This window comes from Methylotuvimicrobium buryatense (assembly GCF_005931095.1).
Classification (GTDB): domain Bacteria; phylum Pseudomonadota; class Gammaproteobacteria; order Methylococcales; family Methylomonadaceae; genus Methylotuvimicrobium; species Methylotuvimicrobium buryatense.
The window spans coordinates 4,023,954-4,041,643 of sequence record NZ_CP035467.1 but is presented as its reverse complement, the minus strand read 5'-3'; the positions used below and the strand labels follow the sequence as shown (position 1 = coordinate 4,041,643).

17 protein-coding genes are annotated in these 17,690 nt (G+C 51.0%); 9 read left to right on the top strand and 8 right to left on the bottom strand.

Annotated features, from left to right (window positions below):
• The 8 genes from EQU24_RS18125 (at position 1) to EQU24_RS18090 (ending at position 8,114) form a co-directional block, all read left to right on the top strand.
• On the top strand, positions 1-285 hold the full coding sequence (locus EQU24_RS18125; RefSeq protein WP_017842208.1) for a methanol dehydrogenase [cytochrome c] subunit: 285 nt from the start codon (positions 1-3) through the stop codon (positions 283-285).
• A gap of 195 nt (positions 286-480) precedes the next feature.
• On the top strand, positions 481-1,497 hold the full coding sequence (locus EQU24_RS18120) for an AAA family ATPase (RefSeq protein WP_017842209.1): 1,017 nt from the start codon (positions 481-483) through the stop codon (positions 1,495-1,497).
• A gap of 636 nt (positions 1,498-2,133) precedes the next feature.
• The gene (locus EQU24_RS18115) at positions 2,134-2,760 is read left to right on the top strand and encodes a hypothetical protein (protein ID WP_017842210.1); all 627 of its coding nucleotides are present in this window, start codon (positions 2,134-2,136) and stop codon (positions 2,758-2,760) included.
• 1 nt (position 2,761) lies between these two features.
• The gene (locus EQU24_RS18110; protein ID WP_017842211.1) at positions 2,762-3,616 is read left to right on the top strand and encodes a DUF58 domain-containing protein; all 855 of its coding nucleotides are present in this window, start codon (positions 2,762-2,764) and stop codon (positions 3,614-3,616) included.
• A 473-nt stretch (positions 3,617-4,089) separates the two neighbouring features.
• Entirely contained in the window at positions 4,090-5,013 is a 924-nt protein-coding gene (locus EQU24_RS18105) for a hypothetical protein (protein ID WP_017842212.1), read from the top strand.
• Positions 5,010-5,993 (top strand): vWA domain-containing protein, encoded by a 984-nt coding sequence (locus tag EQU24_RS18100; protein ID WP_017842213.1) that lies wholly within the window; start codon positions 5,010-5,012, stop codon positions 5,991-5,993. Before EQU24_RS18105 ends, EQU24_RS18100 begins: the two co-directional genes overlap by 4 nt.
• Positions 5,990-6,550 (top strand): MxaK protein, encoded by a 561-nt coding sequence (locus tag EQU24_RS18095; protein ID WP_017842214.1) that lies wholly within the window; start codon positions 5,990-5,992, stop codon positions 6,548-6,550. Before EQU24_RS18100 ends, EQU24_RS18095 begins: the two co-directional genes overlap by 4 nt.
• A gap of 634 nt (positions 6,551-7,184) precedes the next feature.
• On the top strand, positions 7,185-8,114 hold the full coding sequence (locus EQU24_RS18090; protein WP_017842215.1) for a vWA domain-containing protein: 930 nt from the start codon (positions 7,185-7,187) through the stop codon (positions 8,112-8,114).
• 103 nt (positions 8,115-8,217) lie between these two features.
• Here the strand turns inward: EQU24_RS18090 and EQU24_RS18085 are convergent, their stop codons facing one another.
• Together EQU24_RS18085 and rpiA are read right to left on the bottom strand one after the other, a co-directional pair.
• Complete coding sequence (locus EQU24_RS18085) at positions 8,218-8,625, bottom strand: hypothetical protein (protein WP_017842216.1); 408 nt, start codon at positions 8,623-8,625, stop codon at positions 8,218-8,220.
• 209 nt (positions 8,626-8,834) lie between these two features.
• Entirely contained in the window at positions 8,835-9,488 is a 654-nt protein-coding gene (gene rpiA / locus EQU24_RS18080; protein WP_017842217.1) for a ribose-5-phosphate isomerase RpiA, read from the bottom strand.
• Between the two features lie 83 nt (positions 9,489-9,571).
• On the opposite strand from rpiA, the gene ilvA reads away from it, so the two are divergent.
• A complete protein-coding gene (gene ilvA, locus EQU24_RS18075) occupies positions 9,572-11,104 on the top strand; it encodes a threonine ammonia-lyase, biosynthetic (RefSeq protein ID WP_017842218.1) in 1,533 nt (510 codons plus the stop codon).
• Positions 11,105-11,356: 252 nt separating this feature from the next.
• On the opposite strand, the gene rpsI is transcribed toward ilvA, so the two are convergent.
• From rpsI to rsmB, 6 genes are all read right to left on the bottom strand, one after another.
• The gene (rpsI, locus tag EQU24_RS18065; RefSeq protein WP_017842219.1) at positions 11,357-11,749 is read right to left on the bottom strand and encodes a 30S ribosomal protein S9; all 393 of its coding nucleotides are present in this window, start codon (positions 11,747-11,749) and stop codon (positions 11,357-11,359) included.
• An 11-nt stretch (positions 11,750-11,760) separates the two neighbouring features.
• Positions 11,761-12,189 (bottom strand): 50S ribosomal protein L13, encoded by a 429-nt coding sequence (rplM, locus tag EQU24_RS18060; RefSeq protein WP_017842220.1) that lies wholly within the window; start codon positions 12,187-12,189, stop codon positions 11,761-11,763.
• 131 nt (positions 12,190-12,320) lie between these two features.
• Positions 12,321-13,682, bottom strand: coding sequence for a sigma-54-dependent transcriptional regulator (locus EQU24_RS18055; RefSeq protein WP_017842221.1), 1,362 nt, complete (start codon positions 13,680-13,682; stop codon positions 12,321-12,323).
• Positions 13,683-13,702: 20 nt separating this feature from the next.
• Positions 13,703-15,847 carry a sensor histidine kinase gene (locus tag EQU24_RS18050; RefSeq protein WP_017842222.1) on the bottom strand — a complete coding sequence of 715 codons (2,145 nt, stop codon included), beginning with the start codon at positions 15,845-15,847 and terminating at the stop codon, positions 13,703-13,705.
• Positions 15,829-16,419, bottom strand: coding sequence for a DUF4390 domain-containing protein (locus EQU24_RS18045; RefSeq protein WP_017842223.1), 591 nt, complete (start codon positions 16,417-16,419; stop codon positions 15,829-15,831). The genes EQU24_RS18050 and EQU24_RS18045 overlap by 19 nt, the downstream gene beginning before the upstream one ends.
• Positions 16,397-17,686 (bottom strand): 16S rRNA (cytosine(967)-C(5))-methyltransferase RsmB, encoded by a 1,290-nt coding sequence (gene rsmB, locus EQU24_RS18040; RefSeq protein WP_026130336.1) that lies wholly within the window; start codon positions 17,684-17,686, stop codon positions 16,397-16,399. The genes EQU24_RS18045 and rsmB overlap by 23 nt, the downstream gene beginning before the upstream one ends.
• Positions 17,687-17,690: the final 4 nt, after the last annotated feature.

The following is a 17,690-nucleotide window of genomic DNA, read 5'->3' as shown; positions in this document are numbered from 1 at the left end:
ATGAAAAAAACATTATTGCTCGGCGCCGCGAGTTTCGCGGTTGCTTTGTCGTCTTCCGCAATGGCCTACGACGGGACTAACTGCAAGGAACCCGGCGTTTGTTGGGAACCGAAACCGGGTTTTCCGGATAAGGTAGCGGGTAGCAAATACGACCCGAAACACGACCCTAATGAACTGAATAAACAAGCGCAATCGATCAAAGAAATGGAAGCCCGCAATCAGAAACGAACGGAGCATCTGTCTAAAACCGGCAAGTTTGTTTATGAGGTAGAAGAAATCAATTAAGACCGTATACCGTTTCCCCCTGCCAATGTACGCATGGCGTGTGGAAACGCATATCGTGCTGAATTGCCGGTATGATCTTTCCCCCTCGGAAACCGGAGGCTGATTTTACCGCCGGTTTCATTAGTGATCTTTGAAGACTAATATGACTTCGCCCCTGAAAGCTGCAGGCTGGATGGGGCCTTTTTTATCTCTGCCATGACAGACAAATTACTGAACGATTGGCGCGAAAAGGCGCTGCAATTCGAGCAACAAATCAACCGAGTCGTGATCGGCCAGCAAGAAGCCGTTCGAAATATCGTGATCGCGGTATTCGCTCGCGGACACGTTTTGCTCGAAGGCAATGTCGGCGTCGGCAAGACCACTTTGCTGCGCGCGGTCGCGCAAGGGCTCGGCGGACAATATCAGCGTATCGAAGGCACGATCGATTTGATGCCGGCCGATCTGATTTATTACACTTATTTAAACAGCGACGGCAAGCCCTGCGTCGATCCGGGGCCGTTGTTGAAACAAGGCGAGCAACTCTCGACCTTCTTTTTTAACGAAATTAACCGCGCCCGGCCGCAGGTACACTCGCTACTGCTGCGCGTAATGGCCGAACGAAGCGTCGGCGCATTCAATCGGGATTATCTTTTTCCGCATATTCAAGTATTCGCCGACCGCAACCGGGTCGAGAAAGAAGAAACCTTCGAATTGCCGGCCGCCGCACGCGACCGCTTTTTGATGGAAATCGGCATTGAGATGCCGAATGACGATACCGTTTTGGATGATTTGATGTTCAACCAGCGCTTTCACGATGTCGATGCCTTGGTTGCGGAAATCGATAGCGGTTTGATTCCTTATTATCAACTCAACGAATGGTTCGTTCGGATCCAACAAGCGATCGAGCCGAGTCCTGCCTTGCGCCGATACGCGCTCGATCTGTGGAAGGCCGCTGCCGAACCCGGTCGCTACGGGATTAGTCTGAGTGATGTCGATATGTCTCAATTGATACAGGCGGGCGCCAGTCCTCGGGGCATGAGTTATCTGATACGCGCCGCGAAAATCCGCGCTTGGCTCGAGAGTCGCACGGTATTGCTGCCCGAGGACGTTCAAGCGGTCTATCGGGTGACGATGGCGCACCGCATCTTTCTGAATCCGATCATGGCCTATCGCAAAGACGAGCTGATGCCAGCGTTGATCGACGGGATTTTGGAGGCGATCGCCGCGCCTTGAGGGTTGGGGACGCGGGAAGCGATAAGCGGTGAAAGAAGAAAGATGAAAGATGAAAGATGAAAGATGAAAGATGAAAGATGAAAGATGAAAGATGAATGGAGTCCTTTGTGGGAGCGATCCCCAGATCGCGATTTCGAAGCCGGTAAGCTTGGGCGACAATAAACGATATCGAAGTCGCATTGGCCAAGCTTCCTCGTTCCCAACGCTCCAGAGGCTGTGAAAGTATTGGAAAATATACCTTTCGCACTTCAAATTTCGGCAGTGCCCGAGGAGGCGCCGGGGTGTCCGACAAAGGCTTTGCCAGCATGGAGCTGGCATAGAGCCTACATGGACGTATTCACGGCGTCCTTTGGCGGACACCCCGGTGCCGAATTTTGATCTACGATGGGTATACATCATAAAAAATTTATTCACCATGAAGAACATGAAGGCAGTGAAGAAAAATCCCCCAAAGTTAATAGCCTAATTCTTCATGTAACTTCATGCTCTTCATGGTTATTTCATAATATTGAATACTTTCACAGTCTCTCCAGCGTGGGAATGCAGACCGGTCTTGCCTCGGCAGCTAATGTATGGGTTTGCACTGATGACCCTGGGAACCGGAAAAAACAATAAACAAGTTAACTAAGTAATCTGATGAACTATAAAAAATGGATCGAATCGGCTGTGCCGAAGGCCGGCGTCAGTCATTTAGTGGAAATGTATTTGACTTGGTCCGGCGTGGGCTTTGCCGGAGCGCTGATCGCCAGCGCGCTCGATCATTATTCGGCGGTGCCTTATGCCGCATATTTCACCGGCGCCGTGAACGATGCGGTCGGTTACCGTTTTTGGGTACTTTTGGCCGATATTGGCTTGTTGTTTTTTTGTTTCAGTCTGCCGTTTCTCTTCATGACGCGCTATTTCGGGGCTGTCGAAAAAGTCGCCGGTCCCTTGCAGCGTCTGACCTACACGTTTTTCGTCGTGGCCTTCGACGAAGGCGCATTGATGATCGGCATTTTGTTCGCGAATTTGCTGCATGCCTCCGATAAAACCGTCTTGCTGGTGAGTAAATCGTTTTTATTCAGCGATGTCGGTATTTTTACGATTCTGGTGTTGATCGTTCTGAATTCGGCGCTCTGGATGTTGGGCGAGTCCATTTTCAACCGCGACGATAAAACTTTTTCGGGCATCGTACAAATGCTGATGACTGCGCCGGTCAAATACACTGCCCCGGGTTACTGTTGTTTCACCGGTATCGCGGTTTATTTAATCGTGAGTCAATGAGATGGCGTTACCGATAGAGACTTTCCATTACCGTTTGGCGCATCCGGGGTATTGCGCGATTCCCGGCGCACATCCCGGGCAAATGGTTGGTAGCGGACAGTTATTCAAGCGGCACGAGTCGTTGTTGGCAAGTCCCGATCCCAGGCGCCTGGATTTACGGGCCAGTGTACTCGATCCTTTCAATCATTACCGGGTCAAGGTCTTTCAACAGCACAGCAAAATCGACGTGTTCATTATCGTCGACCTGTCTGCGTCGATGTCCATTCCAGGCGAGTCGTCGAAATTACAGGTCGCGGCTGACTTTTTACTGTCTTCCGCACAATCGGCTTTTGAGTCCGGCGATAATTTCGGTTTCATCGGTTGCGGACAAGGTATCGAAAAAGCATGGCTGTTTCCGAAAGGCTTACGCATGGGCCGCGTGCATGAATTGGCTCGCGATTTGTCTCGCGTTCGAAACGGTCTGAGCGGCAACGGATTGTTTCAGGTGGAGCCTTATTTGCCGCTGCGGCGGTCCTTGGTTTTTCTGCTATCGGATTTTCATTTCGATCTGAATCGATTTTCGCGTCTTGCCGGGCTATTCGGCAGGCATGCCGTCGTGCCGCTCGTCTTGTGGGATCCGGCCGAATATGACGATTTGCCGGAGTGGGGCATCGTCAAATTTCAGGATAGTGAAAATAGGCGCACCCGGACCTTGCTGATGCGTCCCGGATTGAAGCGGAAAATCATCAAGGCCTTTGAGCAGCGCAGAAGCAGTTTACGGCATTGGTTCAGATCCAAGGGTGCGGAGCCGTTGTTCATCGAGGGTCGTTACGAGGCTTCGGCATTGACGAGTTATTTTCTGCAGAGAGTGGTGTGAAAGATGAAAGGTGAAAGGTGAGAGGTGAAAGGTGAAAGATGAAAGATGAAAGGTGAGAGGTGAGAGGTGAGAGGTGAGAGGTGGGCAAGGGGCATAAAGGTGTCGCCCCCCACAAGGGCCTGATGCTCTGTGGGAGCGATCCCCTGATCGCGATGTCATTGCCGAGAACGTTACTGTGAAAGTTCGTAGATTTGGACTCTTTATCTAATTGTTCGATATGCAAAAGCTCAGCAACGAAAATGCCGGTTCCGAAGAGGGTGCGGTTGCTTGACTGACAGGCGTCGGCGGCAGGGACAGCCGCCGTCGAGCCTACAAGGACGTATTCACGGCGTCCTGTCGGGCGAGTAACCGTACCCTCCCTACGCCCGAACTTTCATTTGTTGGGGCGATGGCCGGGCCTTCATGAACGTTAGGTGACAATTAATGGTATTGAGGTCACATTGGCTAAGTTTACAAGAGGGTATCTATAACTAATGAATAACGATGAGCGCTCCGCGTGGGAATGCATACTGAGGTTGACGTTGTTGCTGGGTGTCTTGATCAGCGGTTGTTCCGGATCGTTGGAACAGTCGGTCAGCCGCTTCGAGTTTTTGACGCCGAAGCCGTTCGGTTATGTCATCGGCGATGAAATCGCGCATCGTATCGTCATCGATACGCGCTCCGGCATCGAATTGAATGGCAATACCTTGCCGAAGCAGGGCGAGTTGAATAGATGGTTGACGGTCAACCGGGTCGAACATTCGCAAAGCAAGACCGGCCAAGGCATGCGCCATGTTGTCGATATACGGTATCAGGTTTTTTACGCACCGCTCGAAGTCAAGATGCTGGCGATTCCGGGGTTTTCGGTCACCTTTAATCAACGAGGGCAAGCGATCGAGCAAGCCGTTCCGTCTTGGCATTTCACGATTTCGCCGTTACGCGAATTGGCGGTCCGGAAAGACGATGCGGGCGAATATATGCGCCCCGATGCGCCTCCGGCCCGCTTGTCGAATCGCGAAACCGTGAGCCGTTTGTATGCGAGTCTATTGATCGTGGTGCTGAGCGCGCTTTATTTGGCCTATCTTTACGGCTATCTGCCGGGACTTACGAGACGCGGCATTTTCAAGCGGGCCCAGCGGCAATTGGCGCGCTTGCCCGAACGGGATATCGCATCGGCCTTGAGCGTGGTTCATCATGCACTTAACACATTGAACCGCAATCCTTTGTTTCAACACAAGCTAGATGAGTTTTATCGAAACCAGCCCGATTATCGTAAATTGGCCGATGAGTTGAATGCTTTTTTCGAGGTGTCCAATCGCTATTTTTTTGCCGGTTACGGCGATATCGGGCGGGACGATTTCGGCAAGATAGAGCGTCTATGCCGCTTATGCCGTGAAGTCGAGCGAGGCGGCCGGTGAGCGATATCGCTTTCGAAACGCCCTGGGCTTTGGCAGGGTTGTTGTTGATGGTGTTTCCGTTGCTTAAGACCGGAGCGGCGCCTTCGGCCTATTCATGGCTCGCGATCGTACCTGCCGACTGGCTGTCCGGTTTGTTGGCGTTGCTCTTACGCGTCATCGGGATGTCGGTCGTCGCGGCCTTATCGCTTGGGCTGTCCGGCGCATATTTGAAGGAACAAAAAGTCGAGCGCATCGGGCACGGCGCGCATATCGTGTTGTTGCTCGATCGCAGCCGCAGCATGGACGATACCTTCGCCGGTAGGGCGCCGGACGGTTCGAACGAATCGAAATCGGCAACGGCCCGGCGCTTGTTGACCGAGTTCGTCGAAAAACGCAAGCATGACCGGATCGGTGTCGCGGCTTTCAGTACCTCACCGTTGTTCGTGATGCCGCTGACCGAAAACAAACAGGCCGTGCAGGCGGCGATTGCCGCGACGTCCGCGCCGGCTTTGGCTTACACCAACATCAGCAAAGGTTTGAGTCTGGCCGCGTCGTTTTTCGAACAACAGCCGTTGACCGGTTCCCGGATTTTATTGTTGATCTCGGACGGTGCGGCGGCGATCGACCCCGATAGCGAGCAGGCTTTGAGACAGTTGATCAAGCAACAGCAAATCCGCTTGTATTGGGTGTTTTTACGCACCGAAAACAGCCCGGGCATATTCGATATACCCGAAGATCCTCGAAACGATAACAGCGATGCGATGCCGGAACGTTATCTGCATTTGTTTTTTAAAAGTCTCAATGTGCCTTATCAGGCTTTTGAAGCCGAAAATCCCGATGCGGTGCAAAAGGCGATAGCCGATATCGATACCCTGGAAAATCGGCCGCTGCATTATTTCGAGCGGATTCCGAAACAGGATTTATCCGGATTATGTTATCGCTGGGCCGTCATTTTAGTGTTGTTGCTATTGGCTTTGAAAAGTTGCGAGGTACGAAGATGAAGGTGTCGTTACGGCAAGGTGTGGGTTGGTCGTTGTTTGCCGCCGGCTGTCTGTCGGTCATTGTCCAGCTCTGGACTTTTAATCGAATCGAACGCGAAAATGCATGGATAGCAAAATTGTTGTCGGGTCATGATATCGCCATCGAAAAAGTGATTGGCGCGCAGCCCGAGGTGCGCCTGGCCCGAGCAATTTATCTGAGACAAATGCACCGTTACGACGAGGCGTTGGCGACCTTGAATTTGATTATCGACCAGGGCGGGACGGAACTGCAAATGAAAACCCGTTACAACCTCGGTAACTTGTATCTGGCCCAAGCGGTCGAGCAGACCGAGTCGATGAATTTCAATGAAGCCCTGCCGCTGGCAGGCCTCGCCAAGCAAGCCTACCGGCAGGCCCTGGTCTTGGACAGCGGCTTTTGGGATGCGAAATACAATCTCGAAGTCGCCATGCGGCTGCTGCCTGAAATGAACCGTATCAACATCGGCGACGACGACCCTGAAAGCAAAAAGTCGAAACTATGGACGACGGTGCCGGGGTTTCCTCGCGGTTTGCCATGACTGGGTTGGTTGTGAGCAGTAAGCGGTGAATGGCGAATGCGGCGTAGCCAGGATAAAGCAAAGCGCAATCCGGGGCATTCGGAGTCAGGAAATTCCCGTATTACACTGTCGCTTCACAAGGGCTACGTAACTGAATCGCCGTAAGGTGCGCATCGCGCACCTTTACCTTAAGAATTTCGCGAAAAATAACTTCCTGGAGTTATGGGCTTTGTCGAGGATTCGGTAACTCGCCTGGCAGGACGCCGTTAATACGTCCTTGTAGGCTTGACGGCGGCTTTCCCTGCCGCCGACACCTGCCAATCGAGCAACCGAACCCTTCAAAAATAGGGGAGTTATTTATGACAAAATCCTAAACAATATGACTCAAAAATTATATGCGGCAACGAAAAATACACAATAGTTCAAGAGCGTGAGCCATCGTGTTTTAAAACTAAAAGTAAGGATTCTGTCTCCCCTCTCGAGAAAAAAGGAGTTCGCTCGTTCCCAAGCTCTTTGTTTGGGAATGCGGTACGAGAAGCTCCAGCTTCTCGAAACCTAAGCCAAGAGCTTACGTGAAGGCTTTCCCAAATCGGAGTATGGGAAACAGCGAAGGGTGTCTGAATACTTACAACCAAAAAGTATCAATAAAGAGCTTATGTATTCACGACAAATCTTCAAGGATTACCGTTTTTGGTGTCTGGCCGCGGCCGTCATTGTGCTTGCCTTGTTGTTCATTCATCCTAGCGAACAGCGCAAAAGCCCGGTTTATAATTTGACTTTCGTCATCGACATCACGCGCAGCATGAATGTCGAGGATTACCAGACGGGCGGCCAAGCGGTGAGCCGTTTGGAGTTCGTTAAGCAAAGCTTGCGCGGCTTATTGCTGAAGCTGCCGTGCGAATCGAAAGTCGGACTCGGCATTTTTACCGAACGGCGCTCGACGGTGTTGTTCGAGCCGGTCGAAGTGTGTTCGGGTTTCGCCGAAATCGATGCCGCGATCGCGGCGTTGGATTGGCGCATGGCCTGGGCCGCCGACAGCCGCATCGCTAATGGCCTGATGAATACGCTGGAAATGCGTCAAGACAGCGGTAGTAGTCTGGTGTTTATGACTGATGGACAGGAGGCGCCGCCGGTCAATCCGCGTTATCGCAACGATTTTTCAAGCGTTAGGGGCGCTATAAAAGGTTTGCTGGTCGGAGTCGGCGGAATGGAGTCGGCGCCGATTCCAAAATACAACAGCCGGGGCGAGCCGGAAGGTTTTTATATGGCCGATGATGTGCCGCATCGTTCGACTTTCGGTCTGTCCAATTTGAATCCCGAAGAGATTGAAGGCTATAACGCCCGCAATGCGCCCTTCGGCAGCGAAGCCGTGGCCGGTAACGAACACATGAGTCATCTGCATGAGACCTACTTGCAACAGCTAAGCGCCGAAACCGGTTTGCATTATCATCGTTTGATCGATAGCGAGTCGCTGATTAAGGCGTTGCAGAATGGCGATTTAGCCGAGCAAAAGCAAGTCGAGACCGATGTTCGCTGGCAAGCGGCGCTTGCCGCCCTGGTTATATTAGTGCTTGTGTTTGTTTGAAGACAGTGGATGGGCAAAAAATTAAAAAGCGAGAGGGACGGCGTTTGGATGGATGGCCGATGCCGGCACATCCTTGTGCATAATGATGTGTCAACATTACGATTTACTGAGCTGCATCCTCCGTATCAGGTTTGATAACTTCGATGACCTTGGGTGTCGATTCTTTTACGCTATCGATGGCTGACGGAGAAGCATCCTTGGCTTTGTCAGCAGTTTCTTTGGTGGCATCAGCCGCCTTGGCAGCGTTTTCTACGGCGGTATCGGCCGATTCTTTTACTTCCTCAACGACTTGAGGTCGCTTTTCATCGGCTTGTTCTAACGCTTCCTTGGACGTATCTTCCGCAGCTTCTTCTTTAGTGATTTCCTTGACGGGCTCGACTGCTTTAGTAACGGATTCGTTTATCAGTTTAGTTGAGGTGGCGGGTTTTTCGACTTTTGCCGTATCGTCGGAATTACCGCAACCGGCCATAGCGATAAGGGTTGTTAGGATAAGTAAGGTCTTGGTTTTCATAATGCGCTCCTATCGTTTGTTAGAGGGCAATAGCAAACAGTTCCGTTTGAATGCGAGTGAATTTTGATTCTAACGTAATCAATGGCGCAATGCGTGAATTAGATTTTTATGGGGATAGTTGATTGCTGTCGTCGATTCAAAGCAACCACGCTACTAGAGAGTTCGGGCGGCGATCGATATAAAACGTGATTCGCCGACCGAAAAATCGATTAAAAAGTGATAATTTCTTCGCCTTCGCTGACCAGTACGATGTCGGCCGGACGCAGTGAGAAAATGCCGACCGTGATGACGCCTGGAATGTTGTTAATGGTTTTTTCCAGTTCGCTTGGGTCGACGATGTTCAGGTTATGCACATCGAGAATATGGCCGCTGTTGTCAGTCACGCAGTTTTCCCGCCAGACCGGTTGGCCACCCAGTTTGACTATTTCTCTAGCTACGAAACTTCTTGCCATTGGAATGACTTCCACCGGTAGCGGGAATTTGCCGAGCACGTCGACGCGCTTGGAGCCGTCCGCGATACAGACGAATTTCTTACTGGCGCCGGCGATGATTTTTTCGCGGGTTAATGCGGCGCCGCCTCCTTTGATCAATTGTTTGTTCGGGTTGATTTCATCCGCGCCGTCCACGTAGACCTCGAGGGTGCCGACATCATTCAAATCCAGTACAGGAATGCCCATCTTTTTCAGATGAGCCGTGGTGGCTTCGGAGCTGGATACCGCGCCTTCGATGCCCGATTTCATCTCGGCCAGGCCATTGATGAAGTGGAACACGGTCGAGCCGGTTCCGACGCCGACAATCGAAACGCCTTTGACATAATCGAGGGCTGCATAGGCTACTTTTTGTTTGAGTTCGTCTTGTGTCATAGCTTTTTTATTATTGAGTTAGTGGTTGTAGTTAATATGTGATAATAACGCATCTAAATCGAGAGCTCATCCGTTTTTTAAGCATGTTAACTAAGTATATCGAAAAAATACTAAAGGCCCGCGTATACGATGTTGCGGAAGAGACGCCGCTGGATTATGCGCCGGGCTTGTCCAAGCGTCTAGGCAACGCGGTTTATTTGAAGCGTGAGGATTTGCAGCCGGTCTTTTCGTTTAAATTGCGCGGCGCCTATAACAAGATCGCGGCGCTGGATGAGCAAGCCAAGGCAAATGGCGTTATTGCGGCCTCGGCCGGTAATCATGCGCAAGGCGTGGCATTGTCGGCGCAGATGCTCGGCATCGATGCGTTGATCGTAATGCCGCAAACGACGCCCGAAATCAAGGTCAATTCGGTGCGCGCGCGCGGCGGCCAGGCCGTTTTGTTCGGCGATTCCTACGACGAAGCCTACGGTCGGGCTCGGGAAATCGCCGCCGAGAAAAACATGACCTTCATTCATCCGTATGACGATCCCGAGGTCATCGCCGGGCAGGGTACGATCGGCATGGAGATTTTACGGCAAAAAACCGGCGCACTCGATGCGGTGTTCGTGCCGGTCGGCGGTGGCGGTTTGTTTGCCGGTATTGCGGCCTATATCAAATTCGTGCGCCCCGAGGTCAAGCTGATCGGCGTTGAGCCGGACGATGCCGATTGCTTGAATCAGGCCTTGAAGGCGAACGACCGGGTCGTGCTCAAACAGGTCGGATTGTTTGCCGACGGGGTCGCGGTCAAGCAAATCGGCGAGGAGCCGTTTCGGATACTGCGGCATACGGTCGATGCGGTCGTCACGGTCAATACTGATGAAATCTGCGCGGCGATCAAGGACATTTTCGACGATACCCGCTCGGTTGCCGAGCCTGCCGGCGCATTGGCCTTGGCCGGCTTGAAAAAATATGTCGAAACCCGAAAAATCGTCGATCAAACGCTGATTGCGATTGAAAGCGGCGCGAACATTAATTTCGACCGGTTGCGCTATGTCGCCGAGCGGGCTCAGGTCGGCGAGCATCGGGAGATTTTGTTGGCTGTCGAAATTCCCGAAGAGTCGGGTAGTTTTTTGCATTTTTGCAACATGCTCGGTAATCGCAACATCACCGAGTTCAATTACCGTTATTTCGACGCGCGCAAGGCTCAGGTCTTCGTCGGTCTTTCGACCAGCGGCGCCGAGTCGGACAAGCCGGAAGTGATTCGGCGCCTCGAGGCCGAGCGCTTTACCGTGGTCGATATGACCGCGAACGAACTCGCCAAGGAGCATATCCGTTACATGGTCGGCGGTCATGCGCCGCGTGCTTTGAATGAAGTGATATACAGTCTGCAATTTCCCGAGCGTCCCGGCGCTTTGCTGAAGTTTTTGACAGCCTTGGGAGGGCGCTGGAATATTAGTTTGTTTCATTACCGCAATCATGGCGCGGCTTTCGGGCGAGTGTTGATCGGGTTACAAATGCCGAATTCCGAGCGCGATACGTTTGAGGTGTGCCTGGAGAGCTTAGGATTCGAATATTCGGAGCAAACCGCAAATCCTGCTTACGATTTGTTTGCCGGTGGTGGGGAGGAGAAAGGGTGAAAGAGGAAAGAGGAAATTGGGGCTTGACAAGAGGTTAAAATGTCGCATCATTTCACTATTCACTATTCACTATTCACTATTCACTATTCACTATTCACTATTCACTATTCACTATTCACTATTCACTATTCACTATTCACTATTCACTATTTACTATTCACCGCGCATGCCCACGGCGGTCTGGGTTTTGGACATAAAAAAGGCCGCATTCGGAAAATGCGGCCTTTTTTGGTTCGGTAATCGGGTGAGCGATTAACGTTTGGAGTATTGAGGACGCTTTCTGGCTTTGTGCAAGCCGACTTTTTTACGTTCTACTACGCGTGCGTCGCGAGTGACGTATCCTGCTTTTCTGAGGGAAGGGCGCAGCGTTTCGTCGTATTCCATCAACGCTCGGGCCAGTCCGTGACGTATCGCGCCAGCTTGGCCGGAAGGGCCTCCGCCTTTGACGATGACGTTGACATCGAATTTATCGATCATATCAACGCATTCTAGCGGTTGGCGAGAAATCATTTGGTCGGTTTTCCGTCCGAAATATTGCTCGATGCTTTGACTATTGATCGTTATTTTACCGGTTCCGGTGGTTGCGTAAACGCGCGCGATAGCGCTTTTACGACGGCCTGTTCCATAATACTGAGCTGCTGCCATGATCTACCCGCTTAAATTTCTAAAACTTTCGGCTGTTGAGCCTGATGATCGTGTTCAGGACCCGCATATACTTTCAATTTCTTGAACATTGCGCGGCCCAATGGATTTTTTGGTAACATGCCTTGCACGGCTGTATTGATAATACGGTCCGGGAAGGTTTGTCTGAGTTTGCCTAAGTTAACGGCTTTCATATTACCGATATAACCTGTGTGGCGGTAATACATCTTGTCTTTTTCTTTATTGCCGGTCACTGCGATTTTTTCAGCGTTAACGACAATGATATAGTCGCCGGTATCGACGTGCGGTGTGTATTCGGGTTTATGTTTCCCGCGAAGACGGCGCGCAATTTCAGTGGCAAGCCGACCAAGCGTCTTCCCTTCTGCATCAACTACGTACCAATCGCGCTTAACTTCTGCTGGCTTTGCACTAAAAGTTTTCATCGTTACTGTTTATTCTGTTTAGGACCCAATAAAAGACTGGGAATGTTACTAGAGTCGCTAGGGTTTTTCAAGTTTATTTATTGTTTCTGAAGGTTAACCTGCGCGAGGTCATGCTTGAGGCTTTTATTTTTCTATAGCTTGATATTCAATGCGTGCAATTTACGGTATAAATGAGTTCGTTCCATGCCGATGATCGAGGCAAGTTTGGCAACGCTGCCGCCGGATTTTTCGAAATGGTATTCGAGATAGGCCTTTTCGAAGTGTTCTCGTGCTTCTTTTAATGGCAGATTATAAAACTCCGGGACCGACGATCTGCCGCCCGTTTGTTCGACCGCTGAGCCTAACGCGCCTTTGACTTCGTCGAGCTCCATGTCGTCGCCGACGCCGAGAATCATCAGGCGTTGAACTAGGTTCCTCAGTTCTCTTACGTTGCCTGGCCAACTGTAATTTCTTAAATAATTCTGCGCCGCCATCGAAAATTTTCGGAACGGCAGCTTTTCCTGATTCATGAATTGATCGACATAGAATCCGAGCAAGGCCGGTACGTCCTCGCTATGCTCGCGTAGCGGCGGAATTTCCATCGTGACTTCGTTGAGTAAATAATACAAATCCCGTCGAAACCGGCCTGCCTTAACTTCTTCTTCGAGCGAGACTCGGGTCGAGGTGACGATTCTGACGTCGACGCTGACCGATTGGATGCCTCCGCTACGCAAAAAGGATCGAGACTCCAATGCGCTGAGTAGTCTCAATTGAGATTCTTTGTCCATGCCGGCGATTTCCGATAGGAACAGCGTTCCGCCATGAGCCTGTTCCAGCAAGCCGGGCATCGCTTTGCCGTTTTCCTCCTTGCCGAAAAATTCGATCACCGAGTTTTCCGGCGAAAGGCTTCCGACCGCGACGTCGATAAACGGCCGTTCTCTACGTACGCTATGGTTATGTAGGTAACGGGCATAGAGTTCTTTACCGACGCCGGCATCGCCAACGAACAGCACGCGGGTATCGTGTTGCGCGAGACGCTTCAGTTGTTCTTTGATGCGGGCAATCGTTGCGCTTTTTCCGACCGGTTCGAAATCCAATGTTTGATATGCCTTCGGAACGGGTAGTTCGATTTGCAATTGACGCGATTCGAGCGCGCGTTCGACGATCAACAATAACTTGGCCAGAGACAACGGTTTTTCCAGGTAGTCATAAGCGCCTAGTCGCGTAGCTTCGACGGCCGATTCGACAGAGCCGTGACCGGACATCATAACGACCGGCGAGGCAAAACCGCCTTCCGCGATCCATTCCTTAAGGAGCGTTATCCCATCTGTGTCGGGCATCCAGATATCCAGCAGGATCAAGTCCGGTTTTTTTTCGTTCTTTAATTGTCTTGCTTGGCCTGCGTTTTCAGCGGTACTGACTTCGTAGCCTTCATCTTCCAGGATTTCATGAACCAGTCGACGAATATCCGGTTCGTCGTCGACCACTAAGATGTGTGCTGCTTTTGCATTCATAATATAAATAAGTAATAGCGTTAGACGGCAGGGAGTTGGATCACGAAGCCTGCACCGGCTTTATAGCCTGTGTCGATCCAAATGGCTCCGCCGTGTTCCTCGATAATCTTTTTGACGATGGCCAGTCCTAAACCGGTACCTTTTGCCTTGGTTGTAACATAAGGTTCGAATATTTTATCCAAATGCTCTTCTTTAATGCCCGGACCGTCATCATGAAAAGCCACTTCGACGAACCTGGCATTATTTTTAAACCGGTTAGTGATTGTAATTTTTACGTTGCCGTTTTTTTCGGTGGCTTCTAAGGCGTTTTTTATCAGGTTGTGTAGAACCTGTCGAATACTGATTCGGTCACCGTTGATCATCATAATCTCTTCTTCGACTGAAGTGGTAAATTTTGCATCGCCCTGTGAGGCGTAAAGGGTTAAAACTTCCTGTATTAGCGAGGGTAGGTTGATGTGCTCGGTTTGCTTTTTAGAGACTCTGGCATATTCGGAGAAATCGTCCACCATTTCTTTCATCGCTTCGACTTGCTGAACGATGGTTTCGGTGGAGCGCTGTAATATCGCAAGCGATTTTGGTTGCAATTCATTGGCGAGTTTGTGTTGCAGGCGTTCGGCCGATAGTTGTATTGGTGTTAGAGGATTTTTGATTTCATGAGCTAGACGCCGGGCGACTTCACCCCAAGCGGCATTTTTTTGCGCTTGTATTAGGTCAGTGACATCGTCGAACACGACGACAGCGCCTATGCTACGGCCTTCGGGCGAGTAGAGCGGGGTTCCTCTGCATAACAGTTCTTGCAGGCCGTTGGGGCCCAGGAAGGCGATGCGTTGCTCCCAAATATCCTCGGCATTTTCAAGCAAATGTTGAATTTTTCGCAAAGGATCGGCTAAATCCGAGTGCTCTTTTGACAAGTCCGACAAAGTTTGTCCGTAAAATCCGCTGACTTGTAGATGAAAGATACGGTAGGCGGCCTGGTTGGCCGTGCGGATTCTAAAATCCTTGTCAAAACTTATCACGCCGGCTGTTAGGTTGGCTAGAATTGTTTCCAGATAAGCACGTTGATTCTCGACTTCGATACCGGCCAGTCGGGTTTCGTCGCGGGCCTTGGCGATGCGTTGGGCCATGTCGTTGAACGAGATAACCAGAAACCCCAGGTCGTCCTGGGCCAGTACTGGAAGCTGTTGGTTGTAATGGCCCGCTGCGATAGCTTGCGTGCCTTTGACCAGTTCCTTGACCGGCGCGACAATGTTTCTGATGCTGATAAATGCGACCCAGATTGCCGCAAGTAGACTCATTAACAATACCAATGATAAGGCAAGCGAAAAGCTCAGTTTCAACGAATTTCGTAGAAAATTCATTTCTTGGTAGCGCACGAAGGCGAATTCAACTGAATCGGCCAGGTCCATGATTCTAAGGGGGACCGGGTATAGGGCTTGAAGATATTGAATGTCTTGAGTGCTGACAGTAACGATGACTTGTACCCGCAACTGCTCTTCCTTGGTCGAGTCAAGCGCGACGTAATGGTCGTTGCGGCGCACGTCCAGCCAGGCATGTTCGTCGGGAAGATGAGGGAGAATATCGCCGGGATTGATGCTGCTGGAAGCGATGATGCGGCCTTGTCTGGAAAATAAGGTCATTTCCGCCGCGCCGGCTTGTGCGCGTAGCTTTTCCAGATCGTCCATGCGTTGCGTTTCGGATTTGGTTTCGTAGAGTTGGTCGACGAGTTGTTGAGTCTGCCGTAAATGCCAACGCATCCGTTGGTCAAGGGAGGCTTGGCTGAGTTCGAGCGAGTCTTCCATCGCTCGGTCGATTTCGACATTGAACCAACTATCGATACCCTGATGTAAAAATTGCATCGAAAAGAAAAAAACGATGCCGGCGGGGGCTAGCGCCAATAGCACGAACAGCGAGACCATGCGAATCGTTAGCTTAGAGCCTGCTTCGCGTTTTTTGAGTTGTTGGGTAAGCGAGACAATGTTGACGCCAATCAATCCCAACAAGACGATCGAGCCTAGCGCATTGATGATCAATAATGATGAGTACATCTCGTTGAGTTGCGAGGATTCTTGGGTTGCCGAACTCATTAATTGCAAAGACAGCAAAACCAGTCCGAATAGAACCGCAATTAACGGGGCAAGGGGAAAACTCATTTTTGCACGGGCCATTGCAACCAATCGCTCGATAAATACCATTGCGGGTTGATATAAGTGGCGGGGCGGAGCGGCAAGGGCAGGGCTTCGCGGTCGAAACGAGTCTTGACGCCGACCTGGTAGCTCTCATCCTCAACGAGATCGTCTTCATTGAGTACGGCAATGTTACGGATCGCCGACATGCCGGCTAATGCCTCGGAAAGCGACGCGTAACTCGTACTGTCCGAGGAGGTGATGTTAGTGACTCGGTAGTTGTTCAATAAGGCGTGATATTGGATGCGGTAACGAATTTTGAAATCAACTAGGGTTTTGTTCCAAAGCCAAGCACGTTCGTGAACGACTTTGATCAGCACATCCCAGTATAAAGGAATGCCTTTTTGCAGTGCTTCGCGAGCGGTTTGAGTTAATTGATAATGGATATCTGCAGATAAGTAATATTGGCCGTCTCTCAATGCAAAGTCGATACTTCGGACTTCAATCTTCGATTCGTCCGCATGAAGAAAAGCCGGTCGAGCCAGTAGTCCGGCGAGTACCGCTATCCATATGCCTATCGATAGTAGGCGGTTAGTGTTTACGAATACGCGCATAATAAAATCCGTCCATTGCCTGGCTGCCGGTCAATATTTGCCGGCCATGGGGTCTTGCCATGCCCCAGTTGCAATCGATGGGCCATTCCGAAGCATCTTGATGGTGGTCTAAAAACCGTTGGATTTGTAGCTCATTCTCTTCCTTCAAAATCGAACACGTCGCATAAACCAGTAAGCCGCCCGGGGCTAACAAAGGCCATATGGCTTCGAGGATCTTTTGTTGGAGCTGTTGTAATGGGGCTATATCGCCGGGTTTGCGCAACAATTTAATGTCCGGATGTCGGCGGATTACCCCAAGTGCCGAGCACGGCGCATCGAGTAGGATTCGGTCGTACGGAACGCCGTCCCACCAGTCGTTAGGTTGGGAAGCGTCCGCGACAATGCATTCGGCATCGAGCCTTAGCCGTCGTAAGGTATCGCGGACTTTTTGCATGCGATTGGCATCGATATCGATTGCCGTGAGGCACGATATATCTCCTTGCGTTTCCAGAATATGTGCCGATTTGCCGCCGGGGGCCGCACAGACATCCAGTACCCGTTGGTTCGGCTTTAGGTCCAGTAATCCGGCTGAAAATTGCGCGGCAAGGTCTTGTACCGAAACCAAGCCTTCGGAAAATCCAGGCAATTGTTCGACCGGAACCGGCCGCTCAAGGATGAGCGCGGAAGGGCACTCGGAAGTCTCGATTGCACCGAGTTCGGCGGCGGCTAGTTGTGCTTTATAATCGGTTCGGTCGATGCGTGCTGAATTGACGCGCAGAGTCATTGGTGCCTGAAGATTGTTTTCGACCAATAAGTGCCCGGCTTGTTCCGGCCAATTTGAGCCGATCGTATCGATTAGCCACTTCGGATGATTGCTTGCCGCTACCGGGTCGTTGTCGGCCAGCGATTGTAATTCATCTCTGCGTCTTTGATAGTTTCTCATGATGGCATTGAGCAGCGGTTTTGCCCAAGCCTTTTTTCGAGGGGCTGCCGAAACCGTTTCGGAAACCGCGGCATGGGCTTTAACGCGCATGTATTCGAGCTGATAAAGACCGATCAAGGCTAAGGTCTTGATCTCATCGTCTTTGATCGGTTTACTCAATAATTGCCCGAGCAGAAAGTCGAGCCGGTAAAATTCACGAATGACACCATAGCATAGCGCTTGAACGAAAGCCTTGTCAGTAGCTGACTCGATCGTGCCGAGCGATTGTTCGAGGGCTGCGGTTAGCGATTGGCCTTCCTTCAATACCCGGCTCACAATCCGGGCCGAGAGATTTCTTAGGTTCACAGAG

Bases quoted from the DNA above. Each gene is read 5' to 3' on its own strand.
- EQU24_RS18125 (WP_017842208.1), top strand. From the start codon at position 1: ATGAAAAAAACATTATTGCTCGGCGCCGCGAGTTTCGCGGTTGCTTTG.
- EQU24_RS18120 (WP_017842209.1), top strand. From the start codon at position 481: ATGACAGACAAATTACTGAACGATTGGCGCGAAAAGGCGCTGCAATTC.
- EQU24_RS18115 (WP_017842210.1), top strand. From the start codon at position 2,134: ATGAACTATAAAAAATGGATCGAATCGGCTGTGCCGAAGGCCGGCGTC.
- EQU24_RS18110 (WP_017842211.1), top strand. From the start codon at position 2,762: ATGGCGTTACCGATAGAGACTTTCCATTACCGTTTGGCGCATCCGGGG.
- EQU24_RS18105 (WP_017842212.1), top strand. From the start codon at position 4,090: ATGAATAACGATGAGCGCTCCGCGTGGGAATGCATACTGAGGTTGACG.
- EQU24_RS18095 (WP_017842214.1), top strand. From the start codon at position 5,990: ATGAAGGTGTCGTTACGGCAAGGTGTGGGTTGGTCGTTGTTTGCCGCC.
- EQU24_RS18090 (WP_017842215.1), top strand. From the start codon at position 7,185: ATGTATTCACGACAAATCTTCAAGGATTACCGTTTTTGGTGTCTGGCC.
- EQU24_RS18085 (WP_017842216.1), bottom strand. From the start codon at position 8,625: ATGAAAACCAAGACCTTACTTATCCTAACAACCCTTATCGCTATGGCC.
- rpiA (WP_017842217.1), bottom strand. From the start codon at position 9,488: ATGACACAAGACGAACTCAAACAAAAAGTAGCCTATGCAGCCCTCGAT.
- ilvA (WP_017842218.1), top strand. From the start codon at position 9,572: ATGTTAACTAAGTATATCGAAAAAATACTAAAGGCCCGCGTATACGAT.
- rpsI (WP_017842219.1), bottom strand. From the start codon at position 11,749: ATGGCAGCAGCTCAGTATTATGGAACAGGCCGTCGTAAAAGCGCTATC.
- rplM (WP_017842220.1), bottom strand. From the start codon at position 12,189: ATGAAAACTTTTAGTGCAAAGCCAGCAGAAGTTAAGCGCGATTGGTAC.
- EQU24_RS18055 (WP_017842221.1), bottom strand. From the start codon at position 13,682: ATGAATGCAAAAGCAGCACACATCTTAGTGGTCGACGACGAACCGGAT.
- EQU24_RS18050 (WP_017842222.1), bottom strand. From the start codon at position 15,847: ATGGCCCGTGCAAAAATGAGTTTTCCCCTTGCCCCGTTAATTGCGGTT.
- EQU24_RS18045 (WP_017842223.1), bottom strand. From the start codon at position 16,419: ATGCGCGTATTCGTAAACACTAACCGCCTACTATCGATAGGCATATGG.